The organism is Nocardia sp. NPDC051756 (genome assembly GCF_040681495.1).
GTDB lineage: Bacteria > Actinomycetota > Actinomycetes > Mycobacteriales > Mycobacteriaceae > Nocardia.
In genome coordinates this window covers 284,281-298,649 of sequence record NZ_JBFAYV010000009.1, presented here as the reverse complement: position 1 = coordinate 298,649, position 14,369 = coordinate 284,281, and the positions used below count along the sequence as shown (strand labels likewise).

Sequence of the window (14,369 nt, the reverse complement as noted above, 5' to 3'; positions counted from 1 at the left end):
AGCCGACGATGAGTCTGCAAGAGTTCTGGTTCGTGCTGATCGGGGTGCTGTTCACCGGTTACTTCGTGCTGGAGGGCTTCGACTTCGGGGTCGGCATGCTGATGCCGATTCTCGGCAGGGGCTCGGACACGCGAAGGCGGGTGGTGCTCAACACCATCGGCCCGGTGTGGGACGGCAACGAGGTCTGGGTGATCACCGCGGGCGGCGCGATGTTCGCGGCCTTCCCGGAGTGGTACGCCAGCATGTTCTCCGGGTTCTACCTGGCCCTGCTGTTGCTGCTGGTCGCGCTGATCCTGCGGATCTGCGCGATCGAGTACCGGGGCAAGATCAACGACCCGCGCTGGCGGGCGCGCTGCGACCTCGGCATCGGAATCGGTTCCTGGATACCGGCACTCGCGTGGGGCTGGGTGTTCGCCAATATCGTGCGCGGGGTGCCGCTGAACGAGAAGAAGCAGTTCGCCGGTTCGGTGTGGGACCTGCTCGGGCCGTACGCATTGCTCGGCGGGCTGACCACGGGGCTGCTTTTCGCCCTGCACGGCGCGGTGTTCCTCGGGCTGAAGACCGGCGGCGAGGTGCGCGACGACGCGCAGCGCACGGCCAAGCTGCTGCTGGTCCCGACGGCCGTGGTGGTCGGCGGGTTCGGCCTCTGGACGCAGCTGGCCTACGGCACCGGGTGGACCTGGATTCCGTTGGCGCTCGCGGTGATCGGGCTCGTGGCCGCCGCGGCCGCGGTGTTCGCCGATCGTGACGGGTGGGCGTTCCTCGGCACCACCGTCGTGGTGGCGGCGGCGACCACGCTGCTGTTCGGGTCGCTGTTCCCGAATGTGCTGCCCTCCACCATCGATTCGGCGTTCGACCTGACCATCCACAACGCCTCGTCCACCCCGTACACGCTGAAGGTGATGAGCTGGGCGGCCGTACTGGTCACGCCGGTCGTGCTGCTCTACCAGGGCTGGACGTACTGGGTGTTCCGCAAGCGGATCACCGTCGACCAGATTCCCGCGCCGGTCGGCTTGCCGCTCGGCCCCGCGAAGGATTGAGTCATGGCTCGCCCGCCCGTCGATCCGCGCCTGTGGCGGTACGCCCGCTCGGCCCGCCGCTACCTGGCGCTGAGTGTCGCACTGTCCGTGGTGATCACGGGATCGATCGTGGTCACGGCGGTCATGCTGGCTCGGGTGCTGGCCGGGGTCGTCACCGATCCCGGCCGGCGCACGCTGGGCGCGTGGACGGCGGAACTGCTGGTGCTCGCGCTCGCCATCGGCTGCCGGGTGCTCGCCACCTGGGTGCAATCGCGGTTGGCGCATCGCGCGGGAGCGGGCGTGGTGGCGGAGCTGGAGACCGCCGTGCTCACCGCGGGGGCGCGGTTGTCGCCGCGCGAACTCGAAAGCCGCAGAACTGAACTCGCGGTCGTGGTGGGCACCGGACTGTCCGGGTTGCGCGGGTATCTGATCGGATACGTTCCCGCACTGGTGCTTGCGGTGCTCGTCCCGCCGATCGTGCTGGCGGTCATCGCGATTCACGATCCGGTCTCGGGGCTGATCGTGGTGGTCACGCTGCCGTTGATTCCGGTGTTCATGATCCTCATCGGACTGCTGACGCAAGGGCGGGCCGAGGCGACTCTCGCGGCCACGACCCGGCTCTCGGATCAACTGCTCGATTTGTTCGCCGGCATGCCTACGCTGCGGGCGCTCGGACGCGAGCGCGGCGAATCCGGGGGTTCTGCTGCGGGCCCGGGTGATTCGCCGCAGGCGCGGCCCGGCACGATGGCCGGCCGGGTGCGTGCGCTCGGCGACGGGTTGCGGCAGCGGACGATGCGGGCGCTGCGCATCGCGTTCCTGTCCTCGATGGTGCTGGAGCTGCTCGCGACGCTGAGCGTGGCGCTGGTCGCGGTGTCCATCGGCCTGCGGCTGGTGTTCGGTGAGATGAGCCTGTACGCGGGCCTGGTTGCCCTCGTGCTGGCTCCCGAGGTGTATCTGCCACTGCGGATGGTGGGGGAGCGGTTCCATGCCGCACAGGACGGAATGGCGGCCGCGGACAAGGCCTTCGCGGTACTCGAATCCGAGTCGGGTGCAGCCGATTCCGCCGACCGGACCTCCGGTGTCGCCGAGTCGTGGCAGCGCGCCGGAGTCGTTCGGCTGCACGAAGTGTCGGTCGCGGCGCGCAACGGGTTCGCACCCCAGGGATTGTCGGCAGAGCTGCGGCCCGGCGCGGTGACCGTGCTCGCCGGACCGAACGGCAGCGGGAAATCGACGGCGGTACAAGCCATTCTCGGCCTGCTCGCACCGGACCACGGGTCGGTGACGGTCGACGGCGTCGACGTGCGCGACCTGGATCAGGACGAATGGTGGGCACACGTCGCGTGGCTCCCGCAGCGACCGGTCCTGGTGCCAGGCACCTTGCGCGAAAACCTCGAACTGTTCGGCGCGCGGGCCGAGTCGCCCGCCGCCCACGGACCGGCTCGCGTTGTCGACGACCTCGAAGCCGCCTGCGTCGCCACCGGATTCGACACAGTCCTGGACGAACTGCCCGACCGCTGGAACACCGTGGTCGGTCCCGGCGGCGTCGGCCTCTCTCTGGGGCAACGCCAACGCCTCGCACTCACCAGGGTCCTCGCCGCCGACCGCCCGATCCTGCTCCTCGACGAGCCCACCGCCCACCTCGACGCCGACAGCGAAGCCGCAGTCCTCGCGGCCCTACGCCGGCGCGCACGGGACGGCGCGACCGTCATCGTGATCGGCCACCGCCCAACAGTTCTCGCCGCGGGCGACCATGTTGTCCAGGTGCGCGCCGCAGCCGCCGAGCTCGCCGAAGTGACGATCTGATGAGCCTGGCGATTCGACTGCGCGGCGGCCACCGCCGGCCCGGCATCCGCCGGCGGTCTCACCCGGCTGCTGTGGGTGCCTCAGCAGGCTCTGGTCACAGGCGAATTCGGGGGATGAGCGTGGTGGCCGGTGACCTGCGGCGGATGTGGGCGTTGCTCGAACTGTCTCGGTGGCGGGTGGTGGTGGCGATCGCGTGGGGCGTGCTGGCGCTCGGGAGCGGGCTCGGGTTGGCGGCGCTCGCGGCGTGGTTGATCGCTCGGGCGTGGCAGATGCCGCCGGTGCTGGATTTGAGCATTGCGGTGGTGACCGTGCGGGCGCTGGGGATCTCGCGGGGGCTGGCTCGGTACCTGGAACGGCTTGCGACACATGATGTTGCGTTGCGGGCGATGGCGACGGCGCGGACGACGGTTTATCGGACGTTGGCCGGGTCGGACTTCTGGTTGCGCAGACCGGCTGGTTCGCGCTCGGGGGACGAGGGTGCGGGTCGCTCCGGCGATGCCGGGCCGCTGCGGCGTGGTGATCTGCTGGTCCGAATCGGTAGCGATATAGACGATCTCGGCGCGGTCGTGGTTCGAGTTTTCGTTCCGGTGGCGGTCGCCGCCGTGTTGTCCGCCGCTGCGATCGGCCTGCTCGCCACGATTTCGGTGGCCGCGGCCGCGATTCTGGCCGGGGCACTGGGGCTTTCGGGCATTCTCGCGCCGTGGCTGTCGGCGAAGGCGGCGCGCGAGGCGGAACGGGCCGTGCGCACGGACCGGGCCGAGTTCACCGCGCAGGCACTGACGGTGCTGGATCACGCGGCGGAACTGCGGGTCGCCGGTCGGCTCGACGCGGCACTAGACGCCGCTGCCAAGGCTGCCCGGCGCGCGGTCGCGGCGGAGGACAAGGCGGCCGCACACAGTGCGTGGTCGGCCGCGGCCACCCCGCTCTCGATCGGTGTGAGCGTGCTGGGGGCCTTGCTGATCGGCATCACGCTCTACGGACCGTCCGGCGGTGCACCGGGCGCGATGACACCGATGGCGCTCACCGTGCTCGTCCTGCTTCCGCTGTCCGCCTTCGAAGCGGTCGGTCCGCTCCCCGCCGCCGCGCAGTCGCTGACGACGGCCCGTGCGGCCCTGCATCGGCTGATCCGGCTCGACACCCGCGCGAACGAGGCCGGCGGGCACAGCGCGCCAACGCTCGAAAATCGGCTGTCCCAACAACTTCCGGAGATCCCCGCAGGCCGCCGAATCGCCGTCGTCGGCCCGAGTGGCGCCGGAAAGAGCACGCTGCTGATGATGTGGGCCGGCCTGTTCGACACACCCCGAACGGGCGTCACCTACTTCGCCGAAGACGCCCACCTCTTCGGCACTTCGGTGCTGGAGAACCTGCGCGTCGCCCGCGGCGACGTCACCGAGGACGAGGCCGAAACCGCCTTGCGCACAGTAGGTCTCGGCGACTGGCTGGATTCGCTGCCGGAGGGCGTGCACACCGATCTGATCGGCGGCGCCGCGACAGTCTCCGGTGGTCAACGCCGCCGCATCCTGCTCGCCCGAGCACTCGTATCCCCCGCCCGGGTGTTGCTGCTCGACGAACCCACCGAACACCTCGAGGCCGAGGCGGGCGCAGACCTGTTGTGCGCCTTGCTCGATGCCGACAGCGGACTGGTCGACCCGGATCGAACTGTGGTCGTCGTCACACATCAACTGCCGCCGGGCAACCGTGCCGATGTGATCGTCCGACTCGACGCATCAGCCCAGGTCACGGCCGATTTAATCGACCGGGAAGTCCCCACTTCAGCTCACCGAGAAATTCCGTTGCCGACCCGCTGACTCGTCGCTACATTCGTTTGTACACAGGAAGGAGGTGGTTCAGAGAATGTATGTTCAAAGGACTCGTGAGGTGGCTGCGCGCTAGCGCCACCGCTGCAGGTGATTCGCCGCGCGAGCGCTAGCGAATTCCACGCAGTCACCCGGCCCCCGAGCCCCCGTTTGAGTCCGAACGGGACCCGTATGGTTAACCACCACACCGGTACGGCTCGGGGGTCGTTCCTTTTCCGTCTACGACCGATAAAGGATCGGGCGAACTAGCCGATGTAGCGCTGCAAGCGGGCCGAGAGACGCGGTTCGAGGGGGCCATCGGCCACCACGCGCTCTTCGACGTAAGCCAAGTCGCCACCCTCGACGATGCCGTAGAGGCGCTTGGCGCCGCCGACGACGATCCCTGATTGGCTGCGGATGACCACGTCGGTGGCGAGCTCCCAGGACGACTGAGTCAGCGCCTGACCGTAGAACAGTTCGACGATGCCGGTGCTGTGCGTGAGCAGCAGCTCGATCACCTCGTCGTTGCCGTCGATGCCGACCCGCCAGAAACCGCTCTCGCGCAGATCCGGGCCCGAGTAGTTGCCCTCGGTGTCGAGCACCCAGGAACGGGACTCCCAGGACAGGTAGTCGCCGCCGTCGTGCGCCACGATGATCTGCTGACCGAAGCGGTAGTCGCCGCGCTCGGGGCTGTTGCCCTCGCCCTCGCCGCGCCAGACGCCGACCATGGGCAGCAGCGCGAGCATGGAGGAACTCAGGTCCGGCCCGAGCCGCAGGTTCGCGGTGTCCTCGGGCAGCGGCAGATCCGGCAGCGCCGGAATGTTGCGGGCACCGGTCGACTTCGCCCGCTCGACGGCCTCGGACACGGCCTGATCGCCGCTTCGGCGACCAGCCGAATCGGTGGAGCCGTTCCCGTTCAGTTGTTCACTCGCTTGCTCGGCCGGATTAGAACCCTCGCTCGCGAGATCGCTCATGACTCGGTGAACAGCCGGTAGAAGACGTACAGGCCGAACCAGCCGATGAGGATGGCGACGGCCACCAGCAGAATCTCGAAGAAGAGGACCACATTTGGAGTCTAACGACAACCGCCGCTGGATACGCAGACGACCCCGGTGCTTCCCGTCATAGTTGGGGAAGCCCGGGGCCGTCAGCTGCGTCAGGTCTGCTTACTTGGCGACCGCGACGTCCACGGGATGGATGCCCGCGCCTTCCGGGCGAACCTCCGCCGAGCCGTTGCCGGCCGAGGAGAGCGCCCGCAACGTCCACGCACCCGGCGCGGCGAAGAAGCGGAAGTCGCCGGTGCCGGAGGCGACGACCTCGGCGGTGAAGTCACCGTTGCCGTCGAGCAGGCGCACGAACGCGCCGCCGACCGGCTGACCGTCGGTGCTCAGGACGCGGCCGGTGATGACCGTCTCCTTCTCCACATCGACGCCTGCGGGGATGGCCTGACCCTGGGTAGGTGCTGCGCACATGTTGTTTACGCTCCCAACTCGATCGGTGCACCGACGAGGGAGCCGTATTCGGTCCAGCTCCCGTCGTAGTTCTTGACATTGCTGTGGCCGAGCAGTTCCTGCAGCACGAACCAGGTGTGCGAGGAGCGCTCGCCGATGCGGCAGTAGGCGATGGTCTCCTTCTCGCCGTCCAGGCCCGCTTCCTGGTAGATCTCGGCGAGCTCGGAGTCGGACTTGAAGGTGCCGTCCTCGTTCGCGGCCTTGCTCCACGGCACGTTGATCGCGGTGGGGATGTGGCCGGGACGCTGGCTCTGCTCCTGCGGCAGGTGCGCGGGCGCCAGGATCTTGCCGGAGAACTCGTCGGGCGAACGGACGTCGACCAGGTTCTTCGTGCCGATGGCGGCGATGACCTCGTCGCGGAACGCGCGGATGGTCACGTCGGGGGCGGCGGCCTTGTACTGGGTGGCCGGGCGGCTGACGCCGTCGGTGGACAGCGGGCGGCCGTCGAGCTCCCACTTCTTGCGGCCACCGTCGAGCAGCTTGACGTTGTTGTGGCCGTACAGCTTGAAGTACCAGTAGGCGTACGCGGCGAACCAGTTGTTGTTGCCGCCGTACAGGACTACCTCGTCGTCGTTCGAGATGCCGCGCGCCGAGAGCAGATCGGAGAACTGCTCCTGGTTGACGAAGTCACGACGAACTTGATCCTGCAGGTCCTTCTTCCAGTCGAGCCGGACGGCACCTTCGATGTGGCCACCGTCATAGGCGGAGGTGTCCTCGTCGACCTCGACGAAGACAATGCCGGGGGCGTTGAGGTTCTCTTCGGCCCAGTCCACGGAGACCAGGACATCGGAGCGAGCCATGTTGTTCCTTTCAGAGATGACTTGCGGATCAGTTCGGTGCCGGGGACGGGGTAATCCGGCGGAAACGGGCGACCAGGGGATAGATCTGGCAACCCAGGCAGATCCCGAACGCCGCGTTCAAGAACGCGGCGAACAGGGCAAAGCCGGCGAAGACCGCGCCGACAACTGTGGAGCCGAGCGCGAAGCCCAGCAGGCTGACCGTCGCGAAGACCAGGCCGAGCAGCTGCGCGAACTTCAGCGGCGGCACGGGTTCGGTCTCGGTGGTCGGGGCCACCCGCGGCGCGACGAACTTCGCGTAGAGCCGGCCGTACGGATGCTTGCGCGGTCCGTAGGCGGCGCCGATCGCGAAGACGACGGCTTGGATGGCGATGAGCACCGCGGCGGCGATGGGGGAGAAGATAGCGGCGATCAGCACCAGAACGAGGACGGCGGTGGTGACCCACGCGGCGAAGCGGGGGCCGCGAACATCTACCTGGCCGTGGGCAATTGGCTGATTCTGCGAAGTTTTACCGATATCGGTGGACATTGTGCGTACTCCTGCGCTGGATGCGACTGATGGCTGGAAAATTGCCAGTTCGCCGGGGGATCAACGAGATCACTCGCACGGCGGACAGAGGTCGGCGTCAGGAAATCTGGGAAAGCCGACCGCTCAGCGGCACAGGCAGCAACAACCACCGAGGCGGCACAGATCAACTGTGCGGCGTCGGGTGAGCATCAGCTCGTGGTTGTAAAGCACGAATGCAGTTTACCTAATCGGGCGGGAGAAAAGGACCCCGGGTTGATCACAGCTGCCCGGGAATCCTGTCAAGGCGGCTAAGCGGCGATGGTCAGCGGCTCCAGCGCGGAACGCAGATCGGTCACCTTCGGCACGCCGGAGATCCGAAAGCGTTCGCGGCCTTCACTATCGAAGACGAACGTGGTCGGCAGCGAGAGCACGTTCAGTTCTTTCGCCAGCACCGGCTCGGCGTCGATGTCGACCTCGATGTCCAGCGGCGGCTGCGCCGACTCGGCCAGCTGGCCGGTGACGTCGGCGACGACGCGGCGCACCGCGGCACAGGGCCCGCACCAGTCGGCGGAGAAGTGCAGCACGGCGGGCACGGATCCGGTCACGCCGACGGAGGCGAGCAGATCGGCCTTGGCCGAGCGAGTTTCGATGACGGTGGCCGCGCGGACTTTGCCGTCGCGGCGGCGCACGATGACGCCCACCGCCAGCGCGGCGAGCAACATCACCGCCAGAATTGTGATTTCGATCATGGTCGCTGCAATCGGTCGAGGTCGATCGTCACGTTCACGCCCTTGCCCTCCACTACGATCCATCCGCCTTGCGCGCTCACCTTGGTGGGATGGACACCGAACGGCAATTCCTTGATGTCGATAGTACGGGTGAAGCGCGCGAGCACCGCCGAGCGAGTGGCCGCGGGGATGGCCTCCTCCGGGATGGTCTTGTCGTTGCCCGCCTGCGGGCAGAAGCCGGTCGCGACGACTTTCACCTGGTCACCGTCGAGGGACAGGTCGGCCTGGACGAAGACCTTGTCGGTGCCGTACTGGGCGCTCGGCAATTCCGGCAGGCTGCCGAACAGGCACAGCGGTTCGTCGTCGGTCGAGGTCATGCCGGACCCGCCGGAGCCGCCCGTGCCGTCGGACTTGTCCCGCTGCGGCGGGCCCTTCACCTGCAGGTCCGGGATGGTGAACAGGCGGCCGAGCTCGGTCGGCCCGATCCGCAGCGAGCTGTCGACCTGCTCGGCGGGCACGTCTTTCAGGCTGCCGTCGACCAGATCGTGCAGCGGGATCCGCACGCCGGTCAGCGTCGTCTCGAATTCGTATTCCCCCGGCGTATGCGGAAGATTGCCGCTCGCCTTGATCCATACGTCGTCATAGCGACCGCCCGCCGCCTGCGTGAGGAAGGAAACACCGCGGATCGCGACCGCGGGATCTGCGGGCAGATCGGCGCCCTGGCGTAATGCGCGCGAGACCCGGTATTCCGAATAGGCCGCGACGCTGAAATCGATGACCACTGCCAGTCCCGCGAGAATCAGCAGCCCGATGATGAGCTTGCGCATTGCTGAACCTTATAGAGGCTCGGCGTGACTCGGCGACCCGGATGGCGAGGTCATCGGGGTTGACGCGCTAATCTTGCATCCGAATTACCTGTGATCAGCGACGTGGCCCCCGGCAGTGCGGCTGTTGTCCAACGGAGCTACGAGATGGGAGGAGAGCTTGTGGAGCTACTCCTGCTGACCTCCGACCCCAACCCCGACGCGGTATTGCCCTCGCTGTCGTTGCTGGCGCACCACGTGCGCCCGGCGCCGACCGAGGTCAGTTCGCTGCTGGAGGCGGGCACCGCGGACGTCGCATTGGTCGACGCCCGTACCGACCTGGCCGCCGCGCGCGGCCTGTGCCGCCTGCTCGGCAGCACCGGGTCGTCGGTGCCGGTGGTCGCCGTGCTCACCGAGGGTGGCCTGGTCGCGGTGAACGCCGACTGGGGACTCGACGACATCCTGCTGCCCGGCACCGGGCCGGCCGAGCTGGACGCCAGGCTGCGCCTGCTGGTCGGCCGCAACGGCGGCGTGGCCAGCCCGGAGAACTCCGGCAAGATCACCCTGGGCGAGCTGGTGATCGACGAGGGCACCTACACCGCCCGGCTGCGCGGTCGTCCGCTCGACCTGACCTACAAGGAATTCGAGCTGCTCAAGTACCTCGCGCAGCACGCGGGCCGGGTGTTCACCAGGGCCCAGCTGCTGCAAGAGGTGTGGGGCTACGACTTCTTCGGCGGCACCCGCACGGTCGACGTGCATGTCCGGCGGCTGCGCGCCAAGCTCGGCAGCGAGTACGAATCGCTCATCGGCACCGTGCGCAACGTCGGCTACAAGGCGGTGCGGCCGTCGCGGACGGCGACCAAGGGCGAGTCGGCGCCCGTTCCGGAGGACGAGCCGGAGGGCACCGACGACGCGCCGCTCGCTCCGGTCAACGGCTCCGTGCAGTGAGTTCGGCGGCCCCGCCGAACAATCCGAAACACCGTCGCGTCATTATGTGTTCGCATCGCGTTCAGCGCGCCGGGCGCGGTATTCGACGCGCCGCGACCGGGACGCGGATCGGCCCCGGCCGGTCCCGAAATGTTGGGCTACGCAATGACGTTGTCCGGGTAGGGATCCCACTCGGGATGCCGCGGAGCGCGAGGAATGGAGCCCGATGAACGGCGTGGCAACAGAGTGGACCGAGCGGCTGGACGCGGCCGCCGCCGCGGACGTCCGGCAACTGCTCGAACGCGCGGTCGCCGCCGACGGTGTAGCCCCCGTTTCCGAACAGGCCGTCCTGTCGCTGAGCGCGGGCGATGACCCCGCGGTGCGGCATCTGATCGCCGTGCGCGATGACGCGATCGCCGGGTACGCGAATCTCGTTCCGGCCCATGGCGAACACCCGGCGATGGCCGAGGTCGCGGTCGATCCGCCGGCTCGCGGGCAGGGCATCGGCACCAGCCTGGTCGCCGCGGCACTGGCCGAGGGCGGGCCGGGCACCCGGGTCTGGGCGCATGGCGATCTGCCGGCCGCCAAAGCCGTCTCGGCCCGGCTCGGGTTGATCACCGCGCGCGAGCTGTGGCAGATGCGCCGACCCCTGGCAACGCCTGAGCTACCCGAAATCACCGCCCGCGGCCGAGTGACCATCCGCACCTACGCGGGACCCGCCGACGACGCCGAGATCCTCCGCGTGAACAACGCCGCGTTCGCCTGGCATCCGGAGCAGGGCGGCTGGACCGAACGCGATATCGAGGTGCGCCGCGCCGAGTCCTGGTTCGAGCCCGAGGGACTGTTCCTCGCGACGGACACCGCCGACCCCGGCCGCGTCCTCGGATTCCATTGGACCAAGGTGCATTACGACGAGAACCCGGCGGTCGGCGAGGTCTACGTGGTCGGCATCGACCCGGCCGCGCAGGGCCGCGGACTCGGCCGCCTGCTGACCCTGGTCGGCCTGCATCATCTGCGCGAGCGCGGCCTCGCCGAGGTGCTGCTCTACACCGAGGCCGACAACACCGCCGCGGTCCATACCTACACCCGGCTCGGGTTCACGCCCGCGCACATCGATGTCGCCTATTCGGCGGCCTCAGCTGAATAGCAGGGGCCTCGTCGGGGGCGTCTGAGTAAAACTGCGGCAAATGTCACACATAACGGGCGCAATCGCGCTTGCCTGTTCACTCGCCGTTCACTCAGGTCGGTCCAACTGTCAACCACGTGACTTTACGTTGATTGGTGGGCAGCCCACGGCTGCCTGGTGCGCAAGTTCCCCGCGAACAGCACCACATCACCCGTCCGGGCCAGGTGAGGGACCGGACGAGTAGGACGCCTTTCCGGAGGAATAGTGAATCTCAAGCGCAGCAGCGCCCTCGTTGGTGTGCTGGCCGTTGGTGCCATGACGCTCGCCGCCTGTGGCAGCGACGACAACACCAGCGCCGGCAACGACGGCACCACTGCCAAGTCGGACATCGCCTGCGGTGGCAAGAAGGCGCTCAAGTCGAGCGGCTCCTCGGCGCAGAAGAACGCGATGGACCGCTTCGTCGCGGCCTACGAGGCCAACTGCGACGGCAACACCCTGAACTACACCTCGAGCGGCTCCGGCGCCGGCGTCAACGAGTTCATCGGAGCCCAGACCGATTTCGGCGGCTCCGACTCGCCGCTCAACGCGAAGAAGGACGAGACCACCAAGGCGCAGGACCGCTGCGGCGCGCCCGCCTGGAACCTGCCGACCGTCTTCGGCCCGATCGCCATCACCTACAACATCGACGGCGTCACCGACCTCGTGCTGGACGGCCCGACCGCCGCCAAGGTGTTCAACGGCGCCGTCGCCACCTGGGACGCCCCGGAGATCAAGGCGCTCAACCCGAACGCCAAGCTGCCCTCGGAGAAGATCTCGGTGATCTTCCGCAGCGACGAGTCGGGCACCACCGACAACTTCCAGCTCTACCTGGACGCGGCCGCCGACGGCGCGTGGGGCAAGGGCGCGGGCAAGGCGTTCGCCGGCGGTATCGGCGAGGGCGCGAAGGGCAACGAGGGCACCTCGGCCGCGATCAAGAGCACCAAGAACTCGATCACCTACAACGAGTGGGCGTTCGCGAAGTCGCAGAACCTGTCCATCGCGCAGATCATCACCTCGGCGAGCAAGGACCCGGTCAAGCTGACCGCGGCCTCGGCGGGCAAGTCCATCGACGGCGTGAAGGTCAAGGGCGAGGGCAACGACCTGGTGCTCGACACCAGCTCGTTCTACAAGCCGACCGAGGCCGGCGCCTACCCGATCATGCTCGCCACCTATGAGATCGTCTGCTCGAAGTACAAGGACGCGGACACCGCCAAGGCGGTCAAGGCGTTCCTGACCTCGGCGACCACCAACGGCCAGAAGGGTCTCGACGAGGCCGGGTACGTCCCGATCCCGGACAAGTTCAAGACCCGCCTGACCACCGCGATCAACGCCATCTCCTGATCGCACAGTTGTAGCCATGACCGTGCACCCTGAGGTGACCGCCGCGGGCTCGTCGGATTCGACGGGCCCGCGGGCGGCCGGAGACATTCCCCCTATGTCGAGTGAACCTGGCACCGAGCCGGCCAAAAAGGCTCGTCCCGCCCACAGCAACCGGGCCGAGATCGTCTTCCGGTCTCTGGCCACCGCTTCGGGCGCGACCATCGTCGCCGCTATCGCGCTGATCGCGTTGTTCCTATTGATCCGCGCGGTGCCCTCGGTCATGGCGAACGAAGCCAACTTCTTCACCAGCTCCGAGTTCAAGACCGGCGATGCCGACCATCTGCGGTTCGGCATCCGCGACCTGTTCATGGTCACGGTGTTGAGCTCGGCGCTCGCGCTGGTCATCGCGGTCCCGATCGGCGTGGGTATCGCGTTGTTCCTGACCCACTACGCGCCGAAGACCCTGGCGCGGCTGTTCGCGACCATGACCGATCTGCTGGCCGCGGTGCCGTCGATCGTGTTCGGCCTGTGGGGTTTCCTGGTCCTCGCGCCGCACCTCAAGCCGCTGCAGCAGTTCCTGAACGACAACCTCGGCTGGTTCTTCCTGTTCGCCGACGGCGACGTGACCATCTCCGGCGGCGGCACGATCTTCACCGCGGGCGTGGTGCTGGCGGTCATGATCCTGCCGATCATCACCTCGGTGTCGCGTGAGGTCTTCGCGCTGACCCCGCCGGCGCACATCGAGGCGGCGCACGCGCTCGGCGCGACGAAGTGGGAGATGGTGCGGATGACCGTGTTGCCCTACGGCCGCAGCGGTGTGATCGCGGGCTCCATGCTCGGGCTCGGGCGCGCACTCGGTGAGACCATCGCGGTCCTGGTCGTGTTGAAGACCTCCGCGCAGGCAGGCGGCTGGTCGCTGTTCGACGGTGGCTACACCTTCGCCTCCCGGATCGCCGCCTCGGCGTCGGAATTCAGTTCACCGCTGCCGACGGGTGCCTACATTGCGGCCGGTTTCGTGTTGTTCGCGCTGACCTTCATCGTCAACGCCCTGGCACGGCTCACGGCAGGCGGAAGGGTTAACGGATGACCACCACAACGCTCGACAAGCCGATCAAGGCGCCGACGTTCCGCGATGTGAGCTTCAGCCGCAAGATCCGCAACAACATCGCGACCGTGGTGGTGTGGCTCTGCTTCGGCATTGCCCTGATACCGCTGGTCTGGGTGCTGTTCACGGTGATCAGCCACGGCATCGAAGCGGTCGCGTCGCTGGACTGGTGGCAGAAGTCGCAGAAGGGCATTCTGCCCGAGCAGACCGGTGGCGGCGTATACCACGCGATCTACGGCACCATCGTGCAGTCGGCGGTCGCCGCGGTGATCGCGGTGCCGATCGGCGTCATGGCCGCGGTGTATCTGGTGGAGTACGGCCGCGGCACGCTGGCCAAGGTGACCACCTTCATGGTCGACATCCTCGCGGGTGTGCCGTCCATCGTCGCGGCGCTGTTCATCTTCGCGCTGTGGATCGCCACGCTCGGCTTTCCGCAAAGCGCGCTGGCGGTGTCGCTGGCCATGGTGCTGTTGATGCTGCCGGTCGTGGTGCGCAGCACCGAGGAAATGCTCAAACTGGTGCCGGACGAACTGCGCGAGGCGTCCTACGCGCTCGGCATTCCCAAGTGGAAGACCATCGTCCGGATCGTCGTGCCGACGGCGCTGCCCGGCATGATCAGCGGCATCCTGCTGGCGCTGGCCCGGGTCATGGGTGAGACCGCGCCGGTGCTGGTGCTGGTCGGCTACAGCAAGTCGATCAACACCAACCTCTTCGACGGCAACATGGCCTCGCTCCCGCTGCTGATCTACCAGGAGCTGGCGAACCCGGAGGCGGCAGGTCGCGAGCGTGTGTGGGGTGCGGCGCTGACGCTGATCCTGCTCATCGCGCTGCTGTACGCGGCGGCCGCGGTCGTCAACAAGCTGCTCACGCGGAATCGATAGGAAACT

General features: G+C 67.9%; 14 protein-coding genes. 8 read left to right on the top strand and 6 right to left on the bottom strand.

Translation table 11 applies throughout. From position 1 onward, the window contains the following. The first annotated feature begins 8 nt into the window (after positions 1 to 8). The 3 genes from cydB to cydC all read left to right on the top strand — a co-directional run bounded on the left by cydB (position 9) and on the right by cydC (position 4,630). Positions 9 to 1,040, top strand: coding sequence for a cytochrome d ubiquinol oxidase subunit II (cydB, locus tag AB0M22_RS36225; RefSeq protein WP_364736567.1), 1,032 nt, complete (start codon positions 9 to 11; stop codon positions 1,038 to 1,040). A gap of 3 nt (positions 1,041 to 1,043) precedes the next feature. Continuing rightward, a complete protein-coding gene (locus AB0M22_RS36220; RefSeq protein WP_364736565.1) occupies positions 1,044 to 2,822 on the top strand; it encodes an ABC transporter ATP-binding protein/permease in 1,779 nt (592 codons plus the stop codon). A 113-nt stretch (positions 2,823 to 2,935) separates the two neighbouring features. Next, positions 2,936 to 4,630, top strand: a complete 1,695-nt coding sequence (gene cydC / locus AB0M22_RS36215; protein ID WP_364736563.1) for a thiol reductant ABC exporter subunit CydC — start codon at positions 2,936 to 2,938, stop codon at positions 4,628 to 4,630. A gap of 254 nt (positions 4,631 to 4,884) precedes the next feature. Here cydC and AB0M22_RS36210 read toward each other — a convergent pair whose 3' ends face one another. The 6 genes from AB0M22_RS36210 to AB0M22_RS36185 form a co-directional block, all read right to left on the bottom strand. After that, on the bottom strand, positions 4,885 to 5,592 hold the full coding sequence (locus AB0M22_RS36210) for an FABP family protein (RefSeq protein ID WP_364736561.1): 708 nt from the start codon (positions 5,590 to 5,592) through the stop codon (positions 4,885 to 4,887). Between the two features lie 192 nt (positions 5,593 to 5,784). Further along, positions 5,785 to 6,090: a DUF1416 domain-containing protein gene (locus AB0M22_RS36205; RefSeq protein WP_040730884.1), complete on the bottom strand. Its 306-nt coding sequence runs from the start codon at positions 6,088 to 6,090 to the stop codon at positions 5,785 to 5,787. 5 nt (positions 6,091 to 6,095) lie between these two features. Further along, on the bottom strand, positions 6,096 to 6,929 hold the full coding sequence (locus AB0M22_RS36200) for a sulfurtransferase (RefSeq protein WP_364736559.1): 834 nt from the start codon (positions 6,927 to 6,929) through the stop codon (positions 6,096 to 6,098). 28 nt (positions 6,930 to 6,957) lie between these two features. Then, positions 6,958 to 7,455 (bottom strand): DUF4395 domain-containing protein, encoded by a 498-nt coding sequence (locus AB0M22_RS36195; protein WP_364736557.1) that lies wholly within the window; start codon positions 7,453 to 7,455, stop codon positions 6,958 to 6,960. A 287-nt stretch (positions 7,456 to 7,742) separates the two neighbouring features. Then, positions 7,743 to 8,183, bottom strand: a complete 441-nt coding sequence (locus tag AB0M22_RS36190; protein ID WP_364736555.1) for a thioredoxin family protein — start codon at positions 8,181 to 8,183, stop codon at positions 7,743 to 7,745. After that, positions 8,180 to 8,989, bottom strand: coding sequence for a DUF2993 domain-containing protein (locus AB0M22_RS36185; protein WP_364736553.1), 810 nt, complete (start codon positions 8,987 to 8,989; stop codon positions 8,180 to 8,182). Before AB0M22_RS36185 ends, AB0M22_RS36190 begins: the two co-directional genes overlap by 4 nt. A 159-nt stretch (positions 8,990 to 9,148) precedes the next feature. On the opposite strand from AB0M22_RS36185, the gene AB0M22_RS36180 reads away from it, so the two are divergent. The 5 genes from AB0M22_RS36180 (at position 9,149) to pstA (ending at position 14,363) form a co-directional block, all read left to right on the top strand. Continuing rightward, the gene (locus AB0M22_RS36180; RefSeq protein ID WP_364736641.1) at positions 9,149 to 9,913 is read left to right on the top strand and encodes a response regulator transcription factor; all 765 of its coding nucleotides are present in this window, start codon (positions 9,149 to 9,151) and stop codon (positions 9,911 to 9,913) included. 205 nt (positions 9,914 to 10,118) lie between these two features. After that, positions 10,119 to 11,039 (top strand): mycothiol synthase, encoded by a 921-nt coding sequence (gene mshD / locus AB0M22_RS36175; RefSeq protein ID WP_364736551.1) that lies wholly within the window; start codon positions 10,119 to 10,121, stop codon positions 11,037 to 11,039. Between the two features lie 243 nt (positions 11,040 to 11,282). Continuing rightward, positions 11,283 to 12,398 carry a phosphate ABC transporter substrate-binding protein PstS gene (gene pstS / locus AB0M22_RS36170; RefSeq protein WP_364736549.1) on the top strand — a complete coding sequence of 372 codons (1,116 nt, stop codon included), beginning with the start codon at positions 11,283 to 11,285 and terminating at the stop codon, positions 12,396 to 12,398. Positions 12,399 to 12,492: 94 nt separating this feature from the next. Continuing rightward, positions 12,493 to 13,464: a phosphate ABC transporter permease subunit PstC gene (pstC, locus tag AB0M22_RS36165; protein ID WP_364736639.1), complete on the top strand. Its 972-nt coding sequence runs from the start codon at positions 12,493 to 12,495 to the stop codon at positions 13,462 to 13,464. After that, complete coding sequence (gene pstA / locus AB0M22_RS36160; protein ID WP_364736547.1) at positions 13,461 to 14,363, top strand: phosphate ABC transporter permease PstA; 903 nt, start codon at positions 13,461 to 13,463, stop codon at positions 14,361 to 14,363. Before pstC ends, pstA begins: the two co-directional genes overlap by 4 nt. Positions 14,364 to 14,369: the final 6 nt, after the last annotated feature.

What these genes read in the sequence shown, in the direction of transcription:
- AB0M22_RS36220 (WP_364736565.1), top strand. Translation starts at nt 1,044, where the DNA reads ATGGCTCGCCCGCCCGTCGATCCGCGCCTGTGGCGGTACGCCCGCTCG.
- mshD (WP_364736551.1), top strand. Translation starts at nt 10,119, where the DNA reads ATGAACGGCGTGGCAACAGAGTGGACCGAGCGGCTGGACGCGGCCGCC.
- AB0M22_RS36185 (WP_364736553.1), bottom strand. Translation starts at nt 8,989, where the DNA reads ATGCGCAAGCTCATCATCGGGCTGCTGATTCTCGCGGGACTGGCAGTG.
- pstA (WP_364736547.1), top strand. Translation starts at nt 13,461, where the DNA reads ATGACCACCACAACGCTCGACAAGCCGATCAAGGCGCCGACGTTCCGC.
- AB0M22_RS36200 (WP_364736559.1), bottom strand. Translation starts at nt 6,929, where the DNA reads ATGGCTCGCTCCGATGTCCTGGTCTCCGTGGACTGGGCCGAAGAGAAC.
- pstC (WP_364736639.1), top strand. Translation starts at nt 12,493, where the DNA reads ATGTCGAGTGAACCTGGCACCGAGCCGGCCAAAAAGGCTCGTCCCGCC.
- AB0M22_RS36205 (WP_040730884.1), bottom strand. Translation starts at nt 6,090, where the DNA reads ATGTGCGCAGCACCTACCCAGGGTCAGGCCATCCCCGCAGGCGTCGAT.
- cydB (WP_364736567.1), top strand. Translation starts at nt 9, where the DNA reads ATGAGTCTGCAAGAGTTCTGGTTCGTGCTGATCGGGGTGCTGTTCACC.
- AB0M22_RS36210 (WP_364736561.1), bottom strand. Translation starts at nt 5,592, where the DNA reads ATGAGCGATCTCGCGAGCGAGGGTTCTAATCCGGCCGAGCAAGCGAGT.
- AB0M22_RS36195 (WP_364736557.1), bottom strand. Translation starts at nt 7,455, where the DNA reads ATGTCCACCGATATCGGTAAAACTTCGCAGAATCAGCCAATTGCCCAC.
- AB0M22_RS36190 (WP_364736555.1), bottom strand. Translation starts at nt 8,183, where the DNA reads ATGATCGAAATCACAATTCTGGCGGTGATGTTGCTCGCCGCGCTGGCG.
- cydC (WP_364736563.1), top strand. Translation starts at nt 2,936, where the DNA reads ATGAGCGTGGTGGCCGGTGACCTGCGGCGGATGTGGGCGTTGCTCGAA.